Here is a 13,936-nt window from a genome sequence, read left to right as displayed (position 1 = left end):
CGGTCGCAGTCAGGGACTTACTCGGCGGCCGGAGCCTCAGCAGCGGGAGCCTCAGTAGCTTCAGCAGCGGGAGCCTCAGCAGCCTTCTCGCCTTCCAGGAGCTCGCGCTCCCAGGCGGCCAGGGGCTCTTCAGCAGTCTCGGCGGTGCCGTTTGCGCGGTTGTTACGAGCGATCAAACCTTCGGCGACGGCGTCAGCAACAACGCGGGTCAGCAGGTTCACGGAGCGGATGGCGTCATCGTTGCCCGGGATCGGGAAGTCGACCTCATCCGGATCGCAGTTGGTGTCGAGGATGGCGACGACCGGGATACCCAGCTTCTTGGCCTCGTCGACCGCCAGGTGCTCCTTCTTGGTGTCAACCACCCAGAGGAGGGAAGGGGTCTTGGTGAGGTTGCGGATACCACCGAGGTTGGCCTCGAGCTTGGTCAGCTCACGCTTGAGGAGCAGGAGCTCCTTCTTGGTGTAGCCGGAGCCGGCGACGTCGTCGAAGTTGAGCTCTTCGAGCTCCTTCATGCGCTGGATGCGCTTGGCGACGGTCTGGAAGTTGGTGAGCATACCGCCCAGCCAGCGCTGGTTCACGTAGGGCTGACCCACGCGGGTGGCCTGCTCGGCGATTGCTTCCTGAGCCTGCTTCTTGGTGCCGACGAAGAGCACGGTGCCGCCGTGGGCGACAGTGGCCTTGACGTGCTCGTAAGCACGGTCGATGTAGGACAGAGCCTGCTGCAGGTCGATGATGTAGATGCCGTTGCGCTCGGTGAGGATGAAGCGCTTCATCTTCGGGTTCCAACGGCGGGTCTGGTGGCCGAAGTGGACACCGCTGTCGAGCAGCTGGCGCATGGTTACGACGGGCATGCCATCGCTCCTTCCGGCAGGTCACGCATTCTCGTGAGAGGGCCTTTCGAGTGGCCACTCTTGCCCTGCCATAGTGTTTTTGTCGGTTATCAGTCCGGACATCACATCCGGGCTCCTGGTGCCCCAGGAACCACTCGCCGCGGTCCCGGTGAACCCGGAATCGTGGACCGTGAGCAGTCCCAGCCCACAGCGATCACTCCGCGAACGGATTGAGGGGGCTGCGAGGATGGACACGCGAAGTCAGTCGGCATGACCTTCACCGGGCAGGCGCAGGGCACAGAAGACTGCAGTCCCCAGTGTACTACACGGGCACTACCCGCCCCGCTCTCCACACGGCGCCGCGGCTCGCCTCTCCACATACGTCATCAGCCTCGTTCCCCCGTGTCCGAACCCCGGCGACAGTGGAGTCATGACGAGCACACAGACCATGGATCGGCGACGAGGCTGTCCGCCGCCAGGGCGTCCACCACGACGGCGCCGGGGCGCCGCACTCCCCGCCGTCCGGGCGGGCGTTCTGGTGGCATCGCTGCTGGCGGCGGCACCTGTGTCCGCCGCGGCGGGTTCCCCGGGAGAAATCCTTTCCTCGTCGCACAGTTCGACGGCCGGGTCCGCCTCATCCTGGGCCTGGCCCCTGGAGCGTCCCGGACGGCCGCTGCGCCACGATGTGGTCCGACTGTTCGACCCGCCGGACCAGCCCTGGCTGAGCGGTCATCGCGGAGTCGACCTCAGGGCCTCTGAGGGGAACGGCGCCGCCGTCCTCTCCCCCGCCGACGGCGTGGTCAGCTTCCGTGGCACGGTCGTGGACCGCCCGGTCATCACCATCGACCACGGTCACGATCTGAAGAGCAGCTTCGAACCGGTCGAAAGTGAGCTGAAACCCGGCGACGCCGTGCGCAAGGGGCAGCGGATCGGTTCGCTCCGTCCGGGACACTGCGCCGCCTCCGTCTGCGTCCATTGGGGCGTGCGGCAGGAGGACGAGTACGTGGATCCCCTGCGCTTCATTCAGGACCTCCGGCCCTCGATCCTTCTCCCGTGGGGATGAGGACCGAGGGACGAAGCCTTCTCACGCCGCAGGCCGGCTCCCCCCTGGGGAACCGGCCTGGAAGTGGAGCGGATCGTCGCGGCGACGGACGAGCCGCCGCCCGGACTCCTCGGGAGTGCTGACGTCAGACGATGGCGGAGATGCCCGTGATGGCGCGGCCCGTCACGAGGGTGTTGATCTCGTACGTGCCCTCATAGGAGTAGATGGCCTCCGCGTCGGCGAAGATCTTGGCGATCTCGTAATCGGTGACGATGCCGTTGCCACCCAGGAGACTGCGGCCGATCGCCACCGACTCACGCATCCGTGCGGTGGTGAAGGCCTTGGCCAGTGCGGACTGCTCGTCCTTCGCGACACCGGCGTCCTCGAGCTGCGACAGCCGGACCATCATCCCCATGGAGCTGACCGCGTTGCCGAGGATCTTGACGAGCTGTTCCTGCACGAGCTGGAACGAGGCGAGCGGGCGGCCGAACTGGTGACGCTCCACCGCATAGCGCCGCGCGACGTCGAACGCGGCGAGCTGCTGTCCCACCGCCTGCCAGGCGACCGCCAGGCGGGTGACCTTGAGAACCTTGTTGGTGTCGCGGAAGCTGTTGCCGCCCGCGAGCTTGTGACTGTCCGGCACCACGAGGTTCTCCAGCACGATGTCCGCGTTCTGCACGGTGCGGAGCGAGATCTTGTTCTCGATCTTCGTGGCGCGGTAGCCCGGAAGCGTGGTGTCGACCAGGAAGGCCTTGACCTGGTTGTCCGCCACATCGCGGGCATAGATGACCACGTAGTCCGAGAAGGTGGCGTTCCCGATCCAGCGCTTGGCGCCGTTGAGGATCCAGGTGTCCCCGTCCTTCTGCGCGGTGGTGCGCGTGCCACCGGCCACATCGGAACCACCGAGAGGCTCGGTCAGCCCGAAGGCGCCGATCTTCTTCATGGCGTAGATGTCCGGCAGCCAGGCCTCCTTCTGCTCTTCCGAGGCGAGGGCTTCGATCGAGCCGGTGAAGAGCCCGTCGTGGACTCCCATGAAGGTGGCGATGGAGGTGTCCGCGCGCGTGAACTCAGCGTGCACGATCCCCGCGAACAGGTTCGAATACCCCTGGCGGCGCACCGGGCTCATCACGTCCAGCTCGGCGAGCTTCGGGATGAGTTCCATGGGGAATTCACCGCGGTTCCAGCAATCCACGGCGATGGGCCGGACCTCACGGTCGAGCCAGGTCCTGATCTCGCTCAGGCGGTCGCGCTCCTTGTCGGAGAGCAGTTGTTCGAAGGCGAAGAAGTCGCCATCCGCATACGGCAGATTGTTGATGTCCAGCTCGGCCTTGGCCATGATCCCTCCACAGGAATTGATGTTACTCATGAGTAACTTATCCCACTTTGCGGGCCGGGTAAAGGGTGCGCGGCACCCGTGCCCGAGCCGCAATAATCCCGGCGCCGCCGACATAAACCGGGGGCGGCTGGAACATTCTTGGTGCGACCTGGGTCACATGCCAAGATGACGCTACGTACCCCCGGAGGGAAGGAATCGCCATGGTCCGGAAAGCAGCGTCCTGCGGAGCAGACAGCCAGCAGGACACCACCGCAGGCACCTCGTCGCCACGCGCCAGGAAGGCCGCTGCGACGGCCATTCCGCCCGAACCGACACCGACTCTCGAACCGGTCGCGCCGACCCTCGAACCCACGGTCGCCGCCGTCGTCGCTCCGGACGTCAAAACCGGCCCCGCCAAGACGTCCGGCGTCCGGGGCGCCCTCACCAAACGCATCCCCGCGCCGCGCCGTTCGCGCACCAGCAAACCGGCTCCCCGTATCCGCAACCGCAGCAAGGGCGACGGCCGGCACCTGAACAACATGTCCGAGATCCGGCACTTCTTCCGGACGGACGAATCCCCCATCTTCTTCGTGGGCGCCTCGGCGTTCAACCTTCTGGGCCTCGACCGCTGGGTGCGCGGCTTCTCCTACATCACCTACTACGACAGCTGGGAAGGCACGCACCCCCGCGTGTTCACTCCCGCGGACAAGCCGTACATCGAGTTCCAGAGCGGCGAGGAGATCAACAACTGGCTCCTGACCAATCACGAAGTGCGGGCGCACATCGAACACCGCACACCCGCCGGCGTCCACCCCAAGATCGTCATGGTCTTCTTCAATGAGGAGACCGAGCACATCTGCCAGGAACTCGGCTACGAGCTGATCCTTCCGCCGGCCGCGCTGCGCGAACGTCTCGACTCCAAAATGGAGACCACCCGCATCGCCACGTCCGCCGGTGTGGACAGCGTGCCGAACGTGATGACGACGGTGGAGAACTGGGCCGACGTCGTGAAGGCGACCAAGGCGGCGAAGCTCGGCACCGACCTCGTCATTCAGACCGCCTATGGCGACTCGGGGAAGACCACCTACTTCGTGACCTCGGAAGAGGAGTTCGACGCAGTGGCCGAACACCTCCGGGGCGAGGAGGTGAAGATCATGAAGCGGATCAACAACCGGCCGATCGCGGTCGAGGCCGTCATCACCCACCACGGCACCATCGTGGGACCGTGCATGACCGAGATCACCGGTCACAAGGCACTCACCCCGTACCGCGGCGGCTGGGCCGGAAACGAGATGTATCCGGACGTCCTGGCCGAGAAGGCCCGTCATGCCACCACGGAACTCGTGCGGAAGCTCGGTGACCGTCTCGCCAAGGAGGGCTACCGCGGCTTCTTCGAGGTGGACGTCCTGCTCGACACGGACACTGACGAGGTGTACCTGGGTGAACTGAACCCCCGCATCAGTGGCGCCTCCGCCATCACCAACGTGACGGCGGGCGCCTATGCCGACGTGCCGCTCTTCGTCTTCCACCTGCTCGAGTACTCGGGCGTCGAGTTCACCCTGGACGTCGATGAGATCAACGCCCGGTGGGAGGAACTCGCGTCCGAGGACGAGTGGAGCCACATGGTGATCAAGCACACGGACAAGACCGTGGAGCACATCGACGCCGCCCCCACCACCGGTCTGTACGTGCTGGATGGGCAGGGCCGGTTCGTCTTCGCGCACCGCGAGCTGGACTGGCATCTGGTCAACAACGAGTCGGAAGCGTTCTACCTGCGGATTTATGGTCCGGGTGATTACCGGTGGAAGGGCGCCGACCTCGGGATCCTGGTCACGAAGGGCCGTCTTCAGGGCTCCCACGGCGGGCTGACGATCCATGCGCGCCACCTCATCGAGTCGATCCGGAGCATGTACCGCGCCACCCCGCTCCCGGATTCCGAACCCGTGAAATGGCCCGCTCCCGCGAAAGGGAATTAAATTACCCATGCCATACTTGGTGGAATGTTTGCAGACGAGAGCTACGGCATGAGCACCGGCCAACCGAGCACTCCGGCAGCCCCTCCTCTGGACCAGTGGCAGCTGGCTCCGCACCTCAACTGGTCGATGCAGAACATCGCCACGTTCCTTCCGGTGCGGTCCATCCCGCGGGGCGTTCGCGCCACCGTCCTGCCCCCGGCCCCGGTCGACCTGTCCGCTGTGCCGGTCCCCCATCCGTGGGAGGACCGGACGGCGACGTTCGCCGAGGTCCTGGAGAACACCTTCACCGACGGCTGGGTGGTGACCAAGGACGGCGCCCTCGTGGGCGAGGGCTACTTCAACACCATGACGCCTGCGAGCGTCCACCTCCTCATGTCCGTGAGCAAGTCCCTCACCACCTCGGTGGCGGGTTCGCTCCAGGGCAGCGGGGAACTGGATGCCGACGCGCTCGTGACCAGCTACGTCCCGGCTCTGGCCGGGTCCGGCTACGAGGGCGCGACCGTCCGTCACCTCATGGACATGCGGACGGGCGTCCGTTTCTCGGAGAAGTATCTGGACCCCGACGCCGAAGTGCGGCTTCTGGAACAGGCCATCGGCTGGGCTCCACGGCGGCACCCGAACGCCCCGGCCACCCTGCTGGACTTCTTGGCGAGCCTGGGCAAGGACCGCGACCACGGCGGGGCCTTCGACTACAAGTCGTGTGAAACCGACGCTCTCGGTTTCGTGCTCGAAGGCGCCACCGGCCGTCACGCGGCAGACCTCATGTCCGAGCGGCTCTGGCAGCCCTTGGGCGCCGAACTCGGAGCGCACGTGGGCGTGGACAGCGCCGGTGAAGGCATGTTCGACGGCGGCGTCTCGGCCGGGCTGCGGGATCTGGCACGCTTCGGCAACCTGTTCCTGCGGGACGGCTTCGCGCTTGATGACACTCCGGTGCTCCCGTCCTGGTGGGTCGCGGACACGTTCGCCGGCGGCCCCGACAGCCGGGACGCCTTCGCGAACGCACCCGAGCCCACGCTCATGCCAGGTGGCATGTACCGCAACGGGTTCTGGTTCCCCCGCGAGGGATCCAATCCCCTGCTGGCCCTCGGCATCCACGGACAGATGGTGTACGTGAACCGGTCCGCCGGCGTCGTGGCCGCGAAGCTCTCGAGCTGGCCGACCCCGCAGGACGGCGAGAAGCTGCTCTGGACCGTGAACGCCTTCGACGCGGTGTCCTGGGTCCTGACCCGCTGAGGCGCACCGCCGTTTCGCACGGTTTCGCTCAGGCCGTCCCCCTATTTCGGGGACGGCCTGAGGCGTCTTCCGGACAGACCCGTCGGAACCCATTCCCCCGGACCGGCTTGCGCCCCGATACGCTGGGATCATGAAGCCGTTGATCGCTGTACTCGCTGCTCAGGGACGTTCCGGCCAGGCGTGCGTGGCCGCTCTGCTGGAGGCCGGATTCCGGGTCCGGGCGGGCGTCAGGTCCGCATCAACCCTGCCGGAGCACCCCCACCTGGAGGTGGCGCGCTGCGACGCAAGGAACAAGGACGAGGTCGGGACGCTCCTGGACGGGGCCGAGGTGGCGGTCAGCATGATCGGCCACAACCGCCGCTCCAGTGCCGACGTGCAGTCCGTCGCTATTCAGCACTGCGTGGACATCGTCTCCACGCGCCAGCCGGAGACTCGCCTCATCTCCCTCACCGGGACCGGCGTCCGTCTCCCCGGGGACCGCATCCCGATCTTCGACCGGGCCGCCAACTTCGCGATCGGCGTCGTGGATCCGAAGCGCATCGCCGACGGCAAGGAGCACGTGCGGATCCTGCAGGAGAGCACCGTGGACTACACGATCCTCCGGGTCCTGAAGCTCACGGGCGGGAACCACCAGGGCACGGTGAACCTCACTCCCCACGGCCCGGCCGAGCTGTTCACGCCGCGCGCCCGGGTCGGGGCCGCCGTCGTGCAGCTGATCGAAACCGGAGGGTTCCAGCGCGCCATGCCGGTCATCAGCGGCACCGCCTGACCTTCGCTCAGACGCCTCCGGCCAGCTCCATGAGCTTCTGACGGAAAGCGGCGAACCGTTCGTCCTCGCCCCGCTGCGGGTGGACGCGGTTGGTCAGCAGGACCACTGTTCGCCGTCCTCCCGGCACGAATCCGAAGGCCGTTCCGGTGTAGCCGCCGTGCCCTGCAGGAATCCGGATGCTGTCCGGTGCCAGCGCGCGGAGCCACGGCTCACCCACACGGAGCCCTAAGGCCTGCTCGTACGGCCCCGCAAGTGGTCCGGGCACGGGCGTCGTGAGGAGAGCGGCCACTTCCGGACGGAGCACCTCGCGGCCCTCATGGACACCGCCGTTCCGCAGCATCTCGGCGAAGGTGAGCAGGTCACCGGCGGTGCTGAACAGACCGGCATTGCCGCTCACCCCGCCCAGAGCCCAGGCGGTCTCGTCGTGCACTTGTCCGTGGACCAGTCCCCGGCCCGGCTGGAATTCAGTCGCCGCGATCCCGTCCAGTGAAACCGAAGGCCGATAGCCGGTGTTCGTGAGGCCCAGCGGGCGCAGGATGCGCTCCCCCACGACTTCGTCGAGAGGTTTGCCGGTCCCGGCCTCCAGACACAGGCCCAGCCAGATGTACCCGACGCACGAATAGGCGTGGGTGACGCCGGCGGGGCCGGTGGGCAGCACGGTTCGGAACCGTTCCCAGGCGTCGGGCCCCGGATCGTTGTGTTCCCATTCGCTCGGCAGGCCGGCCCGGTGCGTCAGCAAGTCGAGGACCGTCACCGGCGGCAGCCCGCGGTACTCCGGCAGCCATGTGCTCACCGGGATCCGCAGGCCGTCCGGCCCGGCCTTCAGAAAGCCGCGGTCCTCGAACTCCACGAGCGCCGTGGCGCTGACGAACGCTTTGGTGATCGACGCCAGGTCGAACAGGGTGTCCGGCGTGACCGGTGCGCCACGTCGACGAGCGCCGCTCTCGTCCTGGTAGTCGACGGTCAGTCCGTGGGCCTCTCTCGCGAGCACCTCCCCCTCGTCACTCACCAGGACGACGGCGGCGGAGAACAGCGGTGCCGATCCGTCGTCGGGGTGGAGGGCGGCGAGCACGTGGTCGCGGAGGGCTTGCACCGCCGTCGTGTGGGGAATCGGGTCTTCCGTCATGGTCGCATTCTGCCATTCGAAGGCGGCCGGCCCGGCCCTCCCGCGCGTCCGCAAGCAGTCCGGAAGCACGGAAAACAAACCACACAGTGTACCGCTGCGGCCGCTGGAACCACAGGGCTACCGTCGAGCACCGCACGCCTGTTTGGCTGGAATCACGGTCGCGGAAAGCGGCCACCGGCACAGTCATTCGAAAGGAGAACAGCATGGCTGACACGAAGAACCCCGGGCAGTTCGGAAACCGCAAGGACACCGAGGAGCAGGCCCGTCGCGGTGGCGAGGCCAGCACCGGCAAGTTCGGCTCAGAACACGGCGCCGATCCCCACGAAGCAGGACGCAAGGGTGCCGAAGCACAGCCCCACGAGGCCAAGGTGCGGGGTGGCCGGAACAGCCACCAGGGTGCCCGGACGTCCTGAACGGAACGGCCCGCGCCCAGCTCATTCAGAACGGGCAGCTCATTCAAGACAGGCAGACCAGCCCCAACGGACAGACCCGTCTCTGACGGGCGGTCGGACGACACCGCCGTCCCCCAGACAGCATCAGGAGGCCAGCACCATGGCACAGATTCACGAAACCGTCGAGGTCGACGTCCCCCTCTGGACCGCGTATGACCAGTGGACCCAGTTCGAGCTCTTCCCCGAGTTCATGGACCACGTCGCCGAAACCGAGCAGCTGGAGGACGACCTGGTCAGATTCACGACCACGATCGGCGGCATCCGCCGCGCCTTCACCGCACGGATTCAGGAGCAGAGGCCGGACCAGGTCATCCGCTGGCAGGACACCGACCGTCCGGCTCATCATGGCGAGATCCGATTCGAACCCGTCGGTCCGGACGCCACCCGGCTGGACGTCACCATCCTGTGGAATCCGGAAGACGTGGTGGAGGCGATCGGCTCTCTCTTCCGCCTGGACCAGGTCAGCGTTCACCAGGATCTGGCGAACTTCAAGAAGTACATCGAGCAACGCCACCAAGCGAGCGGCGGCTGGCAGGGAACGATCACTTCCGCTGACGCCGGCCCGCCTCCGGGGCAGCCCCCGTTGACGGACCCGCCGACGGTGTGACCATCAGGACCGGAGGGCTTCGGTGACCGCCTGGAGGAAGTCCTCGACGACGGCAAGTTCGTCGGCGTTGAAGGATCCGGCCGCAGTGAGCAGGGATGACACCTGCCGCTGGAGGCTGGATTCGAGCAGCACCCGCGCCGCTTGCGTGGTGTGGAGCACCAGTCCCCGGCGGTCCTTGGGGTCCGGTTCGCGGCGCAGGTATCCCGCGTGCTCGAGCCGGTTGACGAGGGCCGTGGTGGAGGCGGAGGTGATGCCGAGGTGGTGTCCGAGCGCACGGGGGCTGACCGCCCCTTCATCCGACCCGTCCAGGACGAAACGCAAGGCCGAGAGGTCGTTGCTCTTGATCTTCAGGTCCGCCATGAGGTTCGTGCGGGTTTCGGCTTCCACCACCACGAACTCCCTCAGCAGGTGGAGCGCGGACAGGACGCGATCCTGTTCGCCTCCCTCAAGCCAGCTTCTGTTGATGAGTTCCAGTGCCATAGGCCACCATTCCCCTTCCGCTCTCTACCTACTAGACGATCTAGATACATCGCCCCCGGCAGCAAGTCTATGCCCCGGAAGGCCCGGTGAGCTGGCGCTCTTTTGCTTTTCGGGCCGAGGAGCGAGTCGTCGGCGAACCGAACCCCGCTTCGTTGTGACACAGCGAACGATCATCCGCACTGTAAACAGCGCAATTGGAGGAATTGAACCATGAGTGATCAGTACACGTTCCGCGACCCCGTCACGCTGTTCCCGGAGGTGACTCCTCCCATCCAGCATCAGGAGCCCCCCGGCCTGGAGATTCTGATGACCCCCGAGCCGGATCTGGGGGACGACTACTACCGCGGGCTGGGCCGCCTGGAGGGCCGAAAGGCTCTCGTGACCGGCGGAGACTCCGGGATCGGGGCCGCCGTCGCCATCGCTTTCGCCCGGGAAGGGGCGGATGTCGCCATCTCCTACCTCCCCGAGGAAGAGGATGACGCGGCCAGGATCGCCGGGCTCATCGAGAAGGCCGGGCGCAAGGCGCTCACGCTCCCGGCCGACCTCACGGACCCGGATGCGCCGGCGGCGCTCGTCGCCGACGTCGTGGAGGGGCTCGGCGGACTCGACATCCTGGTGAGCAATGCCGGGCGCCAGGTCGCCACCGCCCAGCTCGACGAGATCGAGGAGGAACAGTTCGTGGAGACGTTCCAGATCAACGTCTTCGCAATGATCCGGCTCATCCAGGCCGCGGTGCCGCACATGCCACCCGGGTCGAGCATCGTCGCCAGCACGTCGATCCAGGCGTACAAGCCCTCCGCGGATCTCCTGGACTACGCCTCCACCAAGGCCGCGATCAACAACCTCACCAAGGGTCTCGCCCAGCAACTGGCCCCAAAGGGCATCCGGGTGAATGCCGTGGCACCGGGTCCCGTCTGGACGGCGCTGCAGATCAGCGGCGGGCAGCTCAAAGAGAGCCTGCCCGAATTCGGCAAGGACACCGCGCTCGGCCGGGCCGGCCATCCGGCGGAGATGGCCCCGTGCTACGTCTTCCTGGCGTCCTCCGAGTCCAGCTACGTGGTGGGCGAGACACTCAACGCGAACGGCGGCATTCCCAGCCCGTAAGGAGAGAGCCGCTGCTGCGGCCCTACAGGAGGTGAAGGATGGAAGACAGCGACGACGACTACCAGCGCCGCGAGTCCGAGACGCATCGTCTGGACCGGCACTGGAGCGAGCTCCTGCAGGAGCTCCGCGTCACGCAGACGGCCGCGCAGATTATCGGCGGCTTCCTGTTCACGCTGCCCTTTCAGCAGCGTTTCGCGTCCCTCGACTCGTTCGACAAGGTGCTGTATCTGGGGCTCGTCCTCCTGGCCGCGGCCACCACGATCATCACGCTCCTGCCCGTGGCCGTCCACCGGCGCGTCTTCCGCCATCATCAGCGCGGGTCGCTGGTGGGCCTGGCGGACCGCGCGAGCAAGACGGTCCTGGTACTGCTCCCCCTCCTGGTGGCCGGCACGCTGACCTTCACGGTCGACGTCGTGGCCGGCAGGACGGCGGCCACCGTCTGCGCGGTCGCGGCGATCGGGGTGCTCGCCCTCCTCTTCCTGGCGGTCGCGTTCATCGGCCCGCGGGTGCACGCCGCCGTGGAGGACGTGGAAGAAGAAGGCGACGCCAGGAAGGCGAGTGACGGTTCTTCCTGAGCACGACAGCGAGCTGAGAACGGCAGCGAGCGGCCCCGGGACCGAAGTCCCGGGGCCGCTCCGTGCACTTCCGGTGGTGCGAAGGTCAGGAATGGATATTCGTTCAGGAGTTGCGGAGCGCGTCGATCAGTTCCGACTTGCGCTTATCCGAATACCCCTTCAACCCGATTTCCTTGGCCTTGGATTTGAGCTCCTTGACCGTCCAGTCCTCATAGTCGCCGGATTTTCCGCCTTTACGGCCGACTGCACTGCGGCCTTTCTTGGCTGCGGCATTGGATATTCTGGCTGCTTTGCTCTTGGAAGCCCCGTCCTCACGGAGCTCCTCATAGAGTTCCGGGTCCTTCAATGATGGATTCTTCTTGTCAGGCACGATTTCTCCTTCATGAAAGTTCATGAGTCACGGACAGCACTCTCAGGGTCCGCGCCCGGGCCGTGCGCCTCAGCCGGCGTCGAAGCGATCCGCTTCCGGCTCATGTCGCTCGTCCAGATCGGTTCCGGAGCCGTCCGGAACCTCTTCCGCACTGCGGCGATCCTGGTCCTTGTCAGACGCGGCCCCGCCGTTCCCGCGGTCCGGGGTCTGTTTCCCCACGTCATGCCCCTCGTCCTGAGGGCGGGGATCTCGGTCAGTTTCCTTCTCGTGGTGTCCCATGTTGCGAGCCTACGCCGATCCCTTGTTTTTTACTAGCTTGTCAAGCTATCGTTATTTCAGTTACGTTACCTTCCAACCGCCGGCAGACGCTTTGATGGAGGGATCAGCGCATGAAGGCATCACCCGAACTCGCACACCACTTACAAACAGTGTTGGTCGACCTCATCGCCCTGGGAATTCAGGGCAAGGAAGCGCATTGGAATGTCGTGGGTCCCAATTTCCGGGACCTGCACCTGCAACTCGACGAAATCGTCGCCGCCTCCCGCCTCCTCTCCGACCGGATCGCCGAACGGCTGAGGGCGCTGGAAGCCGAACCTGACGGCCGCTCCAGCACCGTCACGGAGACCACCACGCTCACGGAGTTCCCTCCGGGCCTCGTGAGCACCGACGCCGTCGTCGCCACGATCGGCGAGCGGCTGCAAGCGGCGGCCGCCACCACCCGGGCCGTGCACGACGCGGTGGACGAGGAGGATCCCACGTCGGCGGACCTTCTGCACGACGTCCTCCAAACCCTTGAACAGCTCCACTGGATGCTGACCGCGGAGCACCCGGAACTGAGGAACAGCAGCAGCTGACCATCGCCGCCCAGCCGGCCCCACCCACGGCACCAGGAGCGCGGCGTCAGAGCCCGCTCCGTCCCCCGCACTCGCACCGCACGTCAGGAGAAGATCATGCGTCTTATCAGCCGGAACGAGCACATCGTCGACAACGTCGTTCAGTCCCAGTTCGAGATGTACCGCAATGGCACCGTCATCGGGGTCGCCCGCTACCAGATGCACGGTGACCGGATCGTGTTCATGCTCTGCCAGACGACGCCGGCCTGCTCCCGTCCGGAAAGAAGGTCATTCTACCTGGCCGCCCTCCGCGACGCCCACCACCGGCACCTGCGGATCGACATCACCTCTCGCTCCATGGCGGAGGAACTGCGCGTTCCGCGCGTCGAGCGCGAGCTGTCGTTGGCAGTCTGACCCGTTCACCTCACGCGCCCCGGCACGCCACCGCCGGACACCCGTCTCAACGGACGGAGCGCAGTTCCACATTCCTCAAGGAGATGATGCAGTTGGCACAGATACAGGAAGAGATCGACGTCAGAGCCCCGTTATGGCTCAGCTACGAGCAATGGGCCGAGTTCGAGCTCTTTCCCCAGTTCATGAAGCACCTCGTGTCCGTCGAGCGGCAGGAGGATGCTCCGGCCCTCCTCACCGCCGAGATCGACGGCAAGCACCGCACGATCAAGACGACCATCGAGGAGCAGCGTCCCGACCGCCTGATCCGCTGGGACTGCAGCGACGGCCTCGAAAGCCACGGCCAGTTGCTCTTCGATTCCTTGGAACCCGAACTCACGCGGATCACCGTGGATGTCATCTGGGATCCACGCGAACCCGCGGAACACACCGTGTCGCTGTTCCGGCTGGAGCCGACGAGTGTCCGCGAAGATCTGGAACGGTTCCGGGCCTTCGTCGAGAAGCGCCACGCGGAACGGAAGAAGTCCCGCGCTCATCAGGACGAAGCGCATCCGCTGACCGGTCCCCTGCTGCTCAAGGAGACCCGGCGCGAACCCGCGCTCGTGGGCGAGATATCCACCCGGCTCTCCGGTGATGACTTCCCGAAAGACCCCTCCGGAACGCTGCCGTACGGTGTGGGATTCGCGTCGCAGGACACTCCCGGATCCGACCGCTCCCCGATGACGATCGTGCTCTGAGGACGACTGTGCGGTGAGTAGGACTGCGCCCTCACCACGCTCCGGCCAGGGACTGCTGGATTGCTGACAGCGGGGC

17 protein-coding genes are annotated in these 13,936 nt (G+C 66.3%); 11 read left to right on the top strand and 6 right to left on the bottom strand.

What is annotated here, in order from left to right:
• Positions 1-17: 17 nt before the first annotated feature.
• Positions 18-851 (bottom strand): 30S ribosomal protein S2, encoded by an 834-nt coding sequence (gene rpsB, locus QFZ52_RS04340; RefSeq protein WP_066215209.1) that lies wholly within the window; start codon positions 849-851, stop codon positions 18-20.
• A 409-nt stretch (positions 852-1,260) separates the two neighbouring features.
• Here rpsB and QFZ52_RS04335 point away from each other — a divergent pair, with 409 nt between their 5' ends.
• Positions 1,261-1,893 carry a M23 family metallopeptidase gene (locus tag QFZ52_RS04335; protein ID WP_307496408.1) on the top strand — a complete coding sequence of 211 codons (633 nt, stop codon included), beginning with the start codon at positions 1,261-1,263 and terminating at the stop codon, positions 1,891-1,893.
• A gap of 124 nt (positions 1,894-2,017) precedes the next feature.
• Here the strand turns inward: QFZ52_RS04335 and QFZ52_RS04330 are convergent, their stop codons facing one another.
• Positions 2,018-3,208 (bottom strand): acyl-CoA dehydrogenase family protein, encoded by a 1,191-nt coding sequence (locus QFZ52_RS04330; RefSeq protein WP_307498650.1) that lies wholly within the window; start codon positions 3,206-3,208, stop codon positions 2,018-2,020.
• A 200-nt stretch (positions 3,209-3,408) separates the two neighbouring features.
• Between QFZ52_RS04330 and QFZ52_RS04325 the strand changes: the two genes are divergently transcribed.
• The 3 genes from QFZ52_RS04325 (at position 3,409) to QFZ52_RS04315 (ending at position 7,165) form a co-directional block, all read left to right on the top strand.
• A complete protein-coding gene (locus tag QFZ52_RS04325; RefSeq protein ID WP_307496406.1) occupies positions 3,409-5,163 on the top strand; it encodes a biotin carboxylase in 1,755 nt (584 codons plus the stop codon).
• Positions 5,164-5,187: 24 nt separating this feature from the next.
• Positions 5,188-6,396 (top strand): serine hydrolase domain-containing protein, encoded by a 1,209-nt coding sequence (locus QFZ52_RS04320; RefSeq protein WP_307496404.1) that lies wholly within the window; start codon positions 5,188-5,190, stop codon positions 6,394-6,396.
• A 130-nt stretch (positions 6,397-6,526) separates the two neighbouring features.
• The gene (locus QFZ52_RS04315) at positions 6,527-7,165 is read left to right on the top strand and encodes an NAD(P)-dependent oxidoreductase (protein ID WP_307496403.1); all 639 of its coding nucleotides are present in this window, start codon (positions 6,527-6,529) and stop codon (positions 7,163-7,165) included.
• A gap of 7 nt (positions 7,166-7,172) precedes the next feature.
• On the opposite strand, the gene QFZ52_RS04310 is transcribed toward QFZ52_RS04315, so the two are convergent.
• Positions 7,173-8,291, bottom strand: coding sequence for a serine hydrolase domain-containing protein (locus QFZ52_RS04310; protein ID WP_307496401.1), 1,119 nt, complete (start codon positions 8,289-8,291; stop codon positions 7,173-7,175).
• A 203-nt stretch (positions 8,292-8,494) separates the two neighbouring features.
• On the opposite strand from QFZ52_RS04310, the gene QFZ52_RS04305 reads away from it, so the two are divergent.
• Positions 8,495-8,704: a hypothetical protein gene (locus QFZ52_RS04305; RefSeq protein ID WP_066215196.1), complete on the top strand. Its 210-nt coding sequence runs from the start codon at positions 8,495-8,497 to the stop codon at positions 8,702-8,704.
• Between the two features lie 139 nt (positions 8,705-8,843).
• Positions 8,844-9,350: an SRPBCC family protein gene (locus QFZ52_RS04300; protein WP_307496400.1), complete on the top strand. Its 507-nt coding sequence runs from the start codon at positions 8,844-8,846 to the stop codon at positions 9,348-9,350.
• A gap of 3 nt (positions 9,351-9,353) precedes the next feature.
• Here the strand turns inward: QFZ52_RS04300 and QFZ52_RS04295 are convergent, their stop codons facing one another.
• Positions 9,354-9,830 (bottom strand): MarR family winged helix-turn-helix transcriptional regulator, encoded by a 477-nt coding sequence (locus QFZ52_RS04295; protein WP_307496399.1) that lies wholly within the window; start codon positions 9,828-9,830, stop codon positions 9,354-9,356.
• A gap of 210 nt (positions 9,831-10,040) precedes the next feature.
• On the opposite strand from QFZ52_RS04295, the gene QFZ52_RS04290 reads away from it, so the two are divergent.
• A complete protein-coding gene (locus tag QFZ52_RS04290) occupies positions 10,041-10,934 on the top strand; it encodes an SDR family oxidoreductase (RefSeq protein ID WP_307496398.1) in 894 nt (297 codons plus the stop codon).
• A gap of 38 nt (positions 10,935-10,972) precedes the next feature.
• Positions 10,973-11,509 carry a DUF6328 family protein gene (locus QFZ52_RS04285; protein WP_307496397.1) on the top strand — a complete coding sequence of 179 codons (537 nt, stop codon included), beginning with the start codon at positions 10,973-10,975 and terminating at the stop codon, positions 11,507-11,509.
• A 103-nt stretch (positions 11,510-11,612) separates the two neighbouring features.
• Here the strand turns inward: QFZ52_RS04285 and QFZ52_RS04280 are convergent, their stop codons facing one another.
• Together QFZ52_RS04280 and QFZ52_RS04275 are read right to left on the bottom strand one after the other, a co-directional pair.
• Positions 11,613-11,879, bottom strand: a complete 267-nt coding sequence (locus QFZ52_RS04280; RefSeq protein WP_066215187.1) for a DUF7218 family protein — start codon at positions 11,877-11,879, stop codon at positions 11,613-11,615.
• 69 nt (positions 11,880-11,948) lie between these two features.
• A complete protein-coding gene (locus QFZ52_RS04275; protein WP_307496396.1) occupies positions 11,949-12,098 on the bottom strand; it encodes a hypothetical protein in 150 nt (49 codons plus the stop codon).
• 170 nt (positions 12,099-12,268) lie between these two features.
• Between QFZ52_RS04275 and QFZ52_RS04270 the strand changes: the two genes are divergently transcribed.
• The 3 genes from QFZ52_RS04270 to QFZ52_RS04260 all read left to right on the top strand — a co-directional run bounded on the left by QFZ52_RS04270 (position 12,269) and on the right by QFZ52_RS04260 (position 13,860).
• Positions 12,269-12,733, top strand: coding sequence for a Dps family protein (locus QFZ52_RS04270; protein WP_307496395.1), 465 nt, complete (start codon positions 12,269-12,271; stop codon positions 12,731-12,733).
• Between the two features lie 96 nt (positions 12,734-12,829).
• Positions 12,830-13,126, top strand: a complete 297-nt coding sequence (locus tag QFZ52_RS04265) for a hypothetical protein (RefSeq protein WP_307496394.1) — start codon at positions 12,830-12,832, stop codon at positions 13,124-13,126.
• 92 nt (positions 13,127-13,218) lie between these two features.
• Positions 13,219-13,860: an SRPBCC family protein gene (locus tag QFZ52_RS04260; RefSeq protein WP_307496393.1), complete on the top strand. Its 642-nt coding sequence runs from the start codon at positions 13,219-13,221 to the stop codon at positions 13,858-13,860.
• Positions 13,861-13,936: the final 76 nt, after the last annotated feature.

Origin of the sequence: Arthrobacter woluwensis (assembly GCF_030816155.1) — a bacterium.
GTDB classification, from domain to species: domain Bacteria; phylum Actinomycetota; class Actinomycetes; order Actinomycetales; family Micrococcaceae; genus Arthrobacter_E; species Arthrobacter_E woluwensis_A.
The sequence above is the reverse complement of the archived record's forward strand: the minus strand, read 5'-3'. Positions and strand labels throughout refer to the sequence as shown.

Excerpts from the sequence above, each read along its gene's own strand:
- rpsB (WP_066215209.1), bottom strand. The coding sequence starts at position 851 with ATGCCCGTCGTAACCATGCGCCAGCTGCTCGACAGCGGTGTCCACTTC.
- QFZ52_RS04335 (WP_307496408.1), top strand. The coding sequence starts at position 1,261 with ATGACGAGCACACAGACCATGGATCGGCGACGAGGCTGTCCGCCGCCA.
- QFZ52_RS04330 (WP_307498650.1), bottom strand. The coding sequence starts at position 3,208 with ATGGCCAAGGCCGAGCTGGACATCAACAATCTGCCGTATGCGGATGGC.
- QFZ52_RS04325 (WP_307496406.1), top strand. The coding sequence starts at position 3,409 with ATGGTCCGGAAAGCAGCGTCCTGCGGAGCAGACAGCCAGCAGGACACC.
- QFZ52_RS04320 (WP_307496404.1), top strand. The coding sequence starts at position 5,188 with ATGTTTGCAGACGAGAGCTACGGCATGAGCACCGGCCAACCGAGCACT.
- QFZ52_RS04315 (WP_307496403.1), top strand. The coding sequence starts at position 6,527 with ATGAAGCCGTTGATCGCTGTACTCGCTGCTCAGGGACGTTCCGGCCAG.
- QFZ52_RS04310 (WP_307496401.1), bottom strand. The coding sequence starts at position 8,291 with ATGACGGAAGACCCGATTCCCCACACGACGGCGGTGCAAGCCCTCCGC.
- QFZ52_RS04305 (WP_066215196.1), top strand. The coding sequence starts at position 8,495 with ATGGCTGACACGAAGAACCCCGGGCAGTTCGGAAACCGCAAGGACACC.
- QFZ52_RS04300 (WP_307496400.1), top strand. The coding sequence starts at position 8,844 with ATGGCACAGATTCACGAAACCGTCGAGGTCGACGTCCCCCTCTGGACC.
- QFZ52_RS04295 (WP_307496399.1), bottom strand. The coding sequence starts at position 9,830 with ATGGCACTGGAACTCATCAACAGAAGCTGGCTTGAGGGAGGCGAACAG.
- QFZ52_RS04290 (WP_307496398.1), top strand. The coding sequence starts at position 10,041 with ATGAGTGATCAGTACACGTTCCGCGACCCCGTCACGCTGTTCCCGGAG.
- QFZ52_RS04285 (WP_307496397.1), top strand. The coding sequence starts at position 10,973 with ATGGAAGACAGCGACGACGACTACCAGCGCCGCGAGTCCGAGACGCAT.
- QFZ52_RS04270 (WP_307496395.1), top strand. The coding sequence starts at position 12,269 with ATGAAGGCATCACCCGAACTCGCACACCACTTACAAACAGTGTTGGTC.
- QFZ52_RS04265 (WP_307496394.1), top strand. The coding sequence starts at position 12,830 with ATGCGTCTTATCAGCCGGAACGAGCACATCGTCGACAACGTCGTTCAG.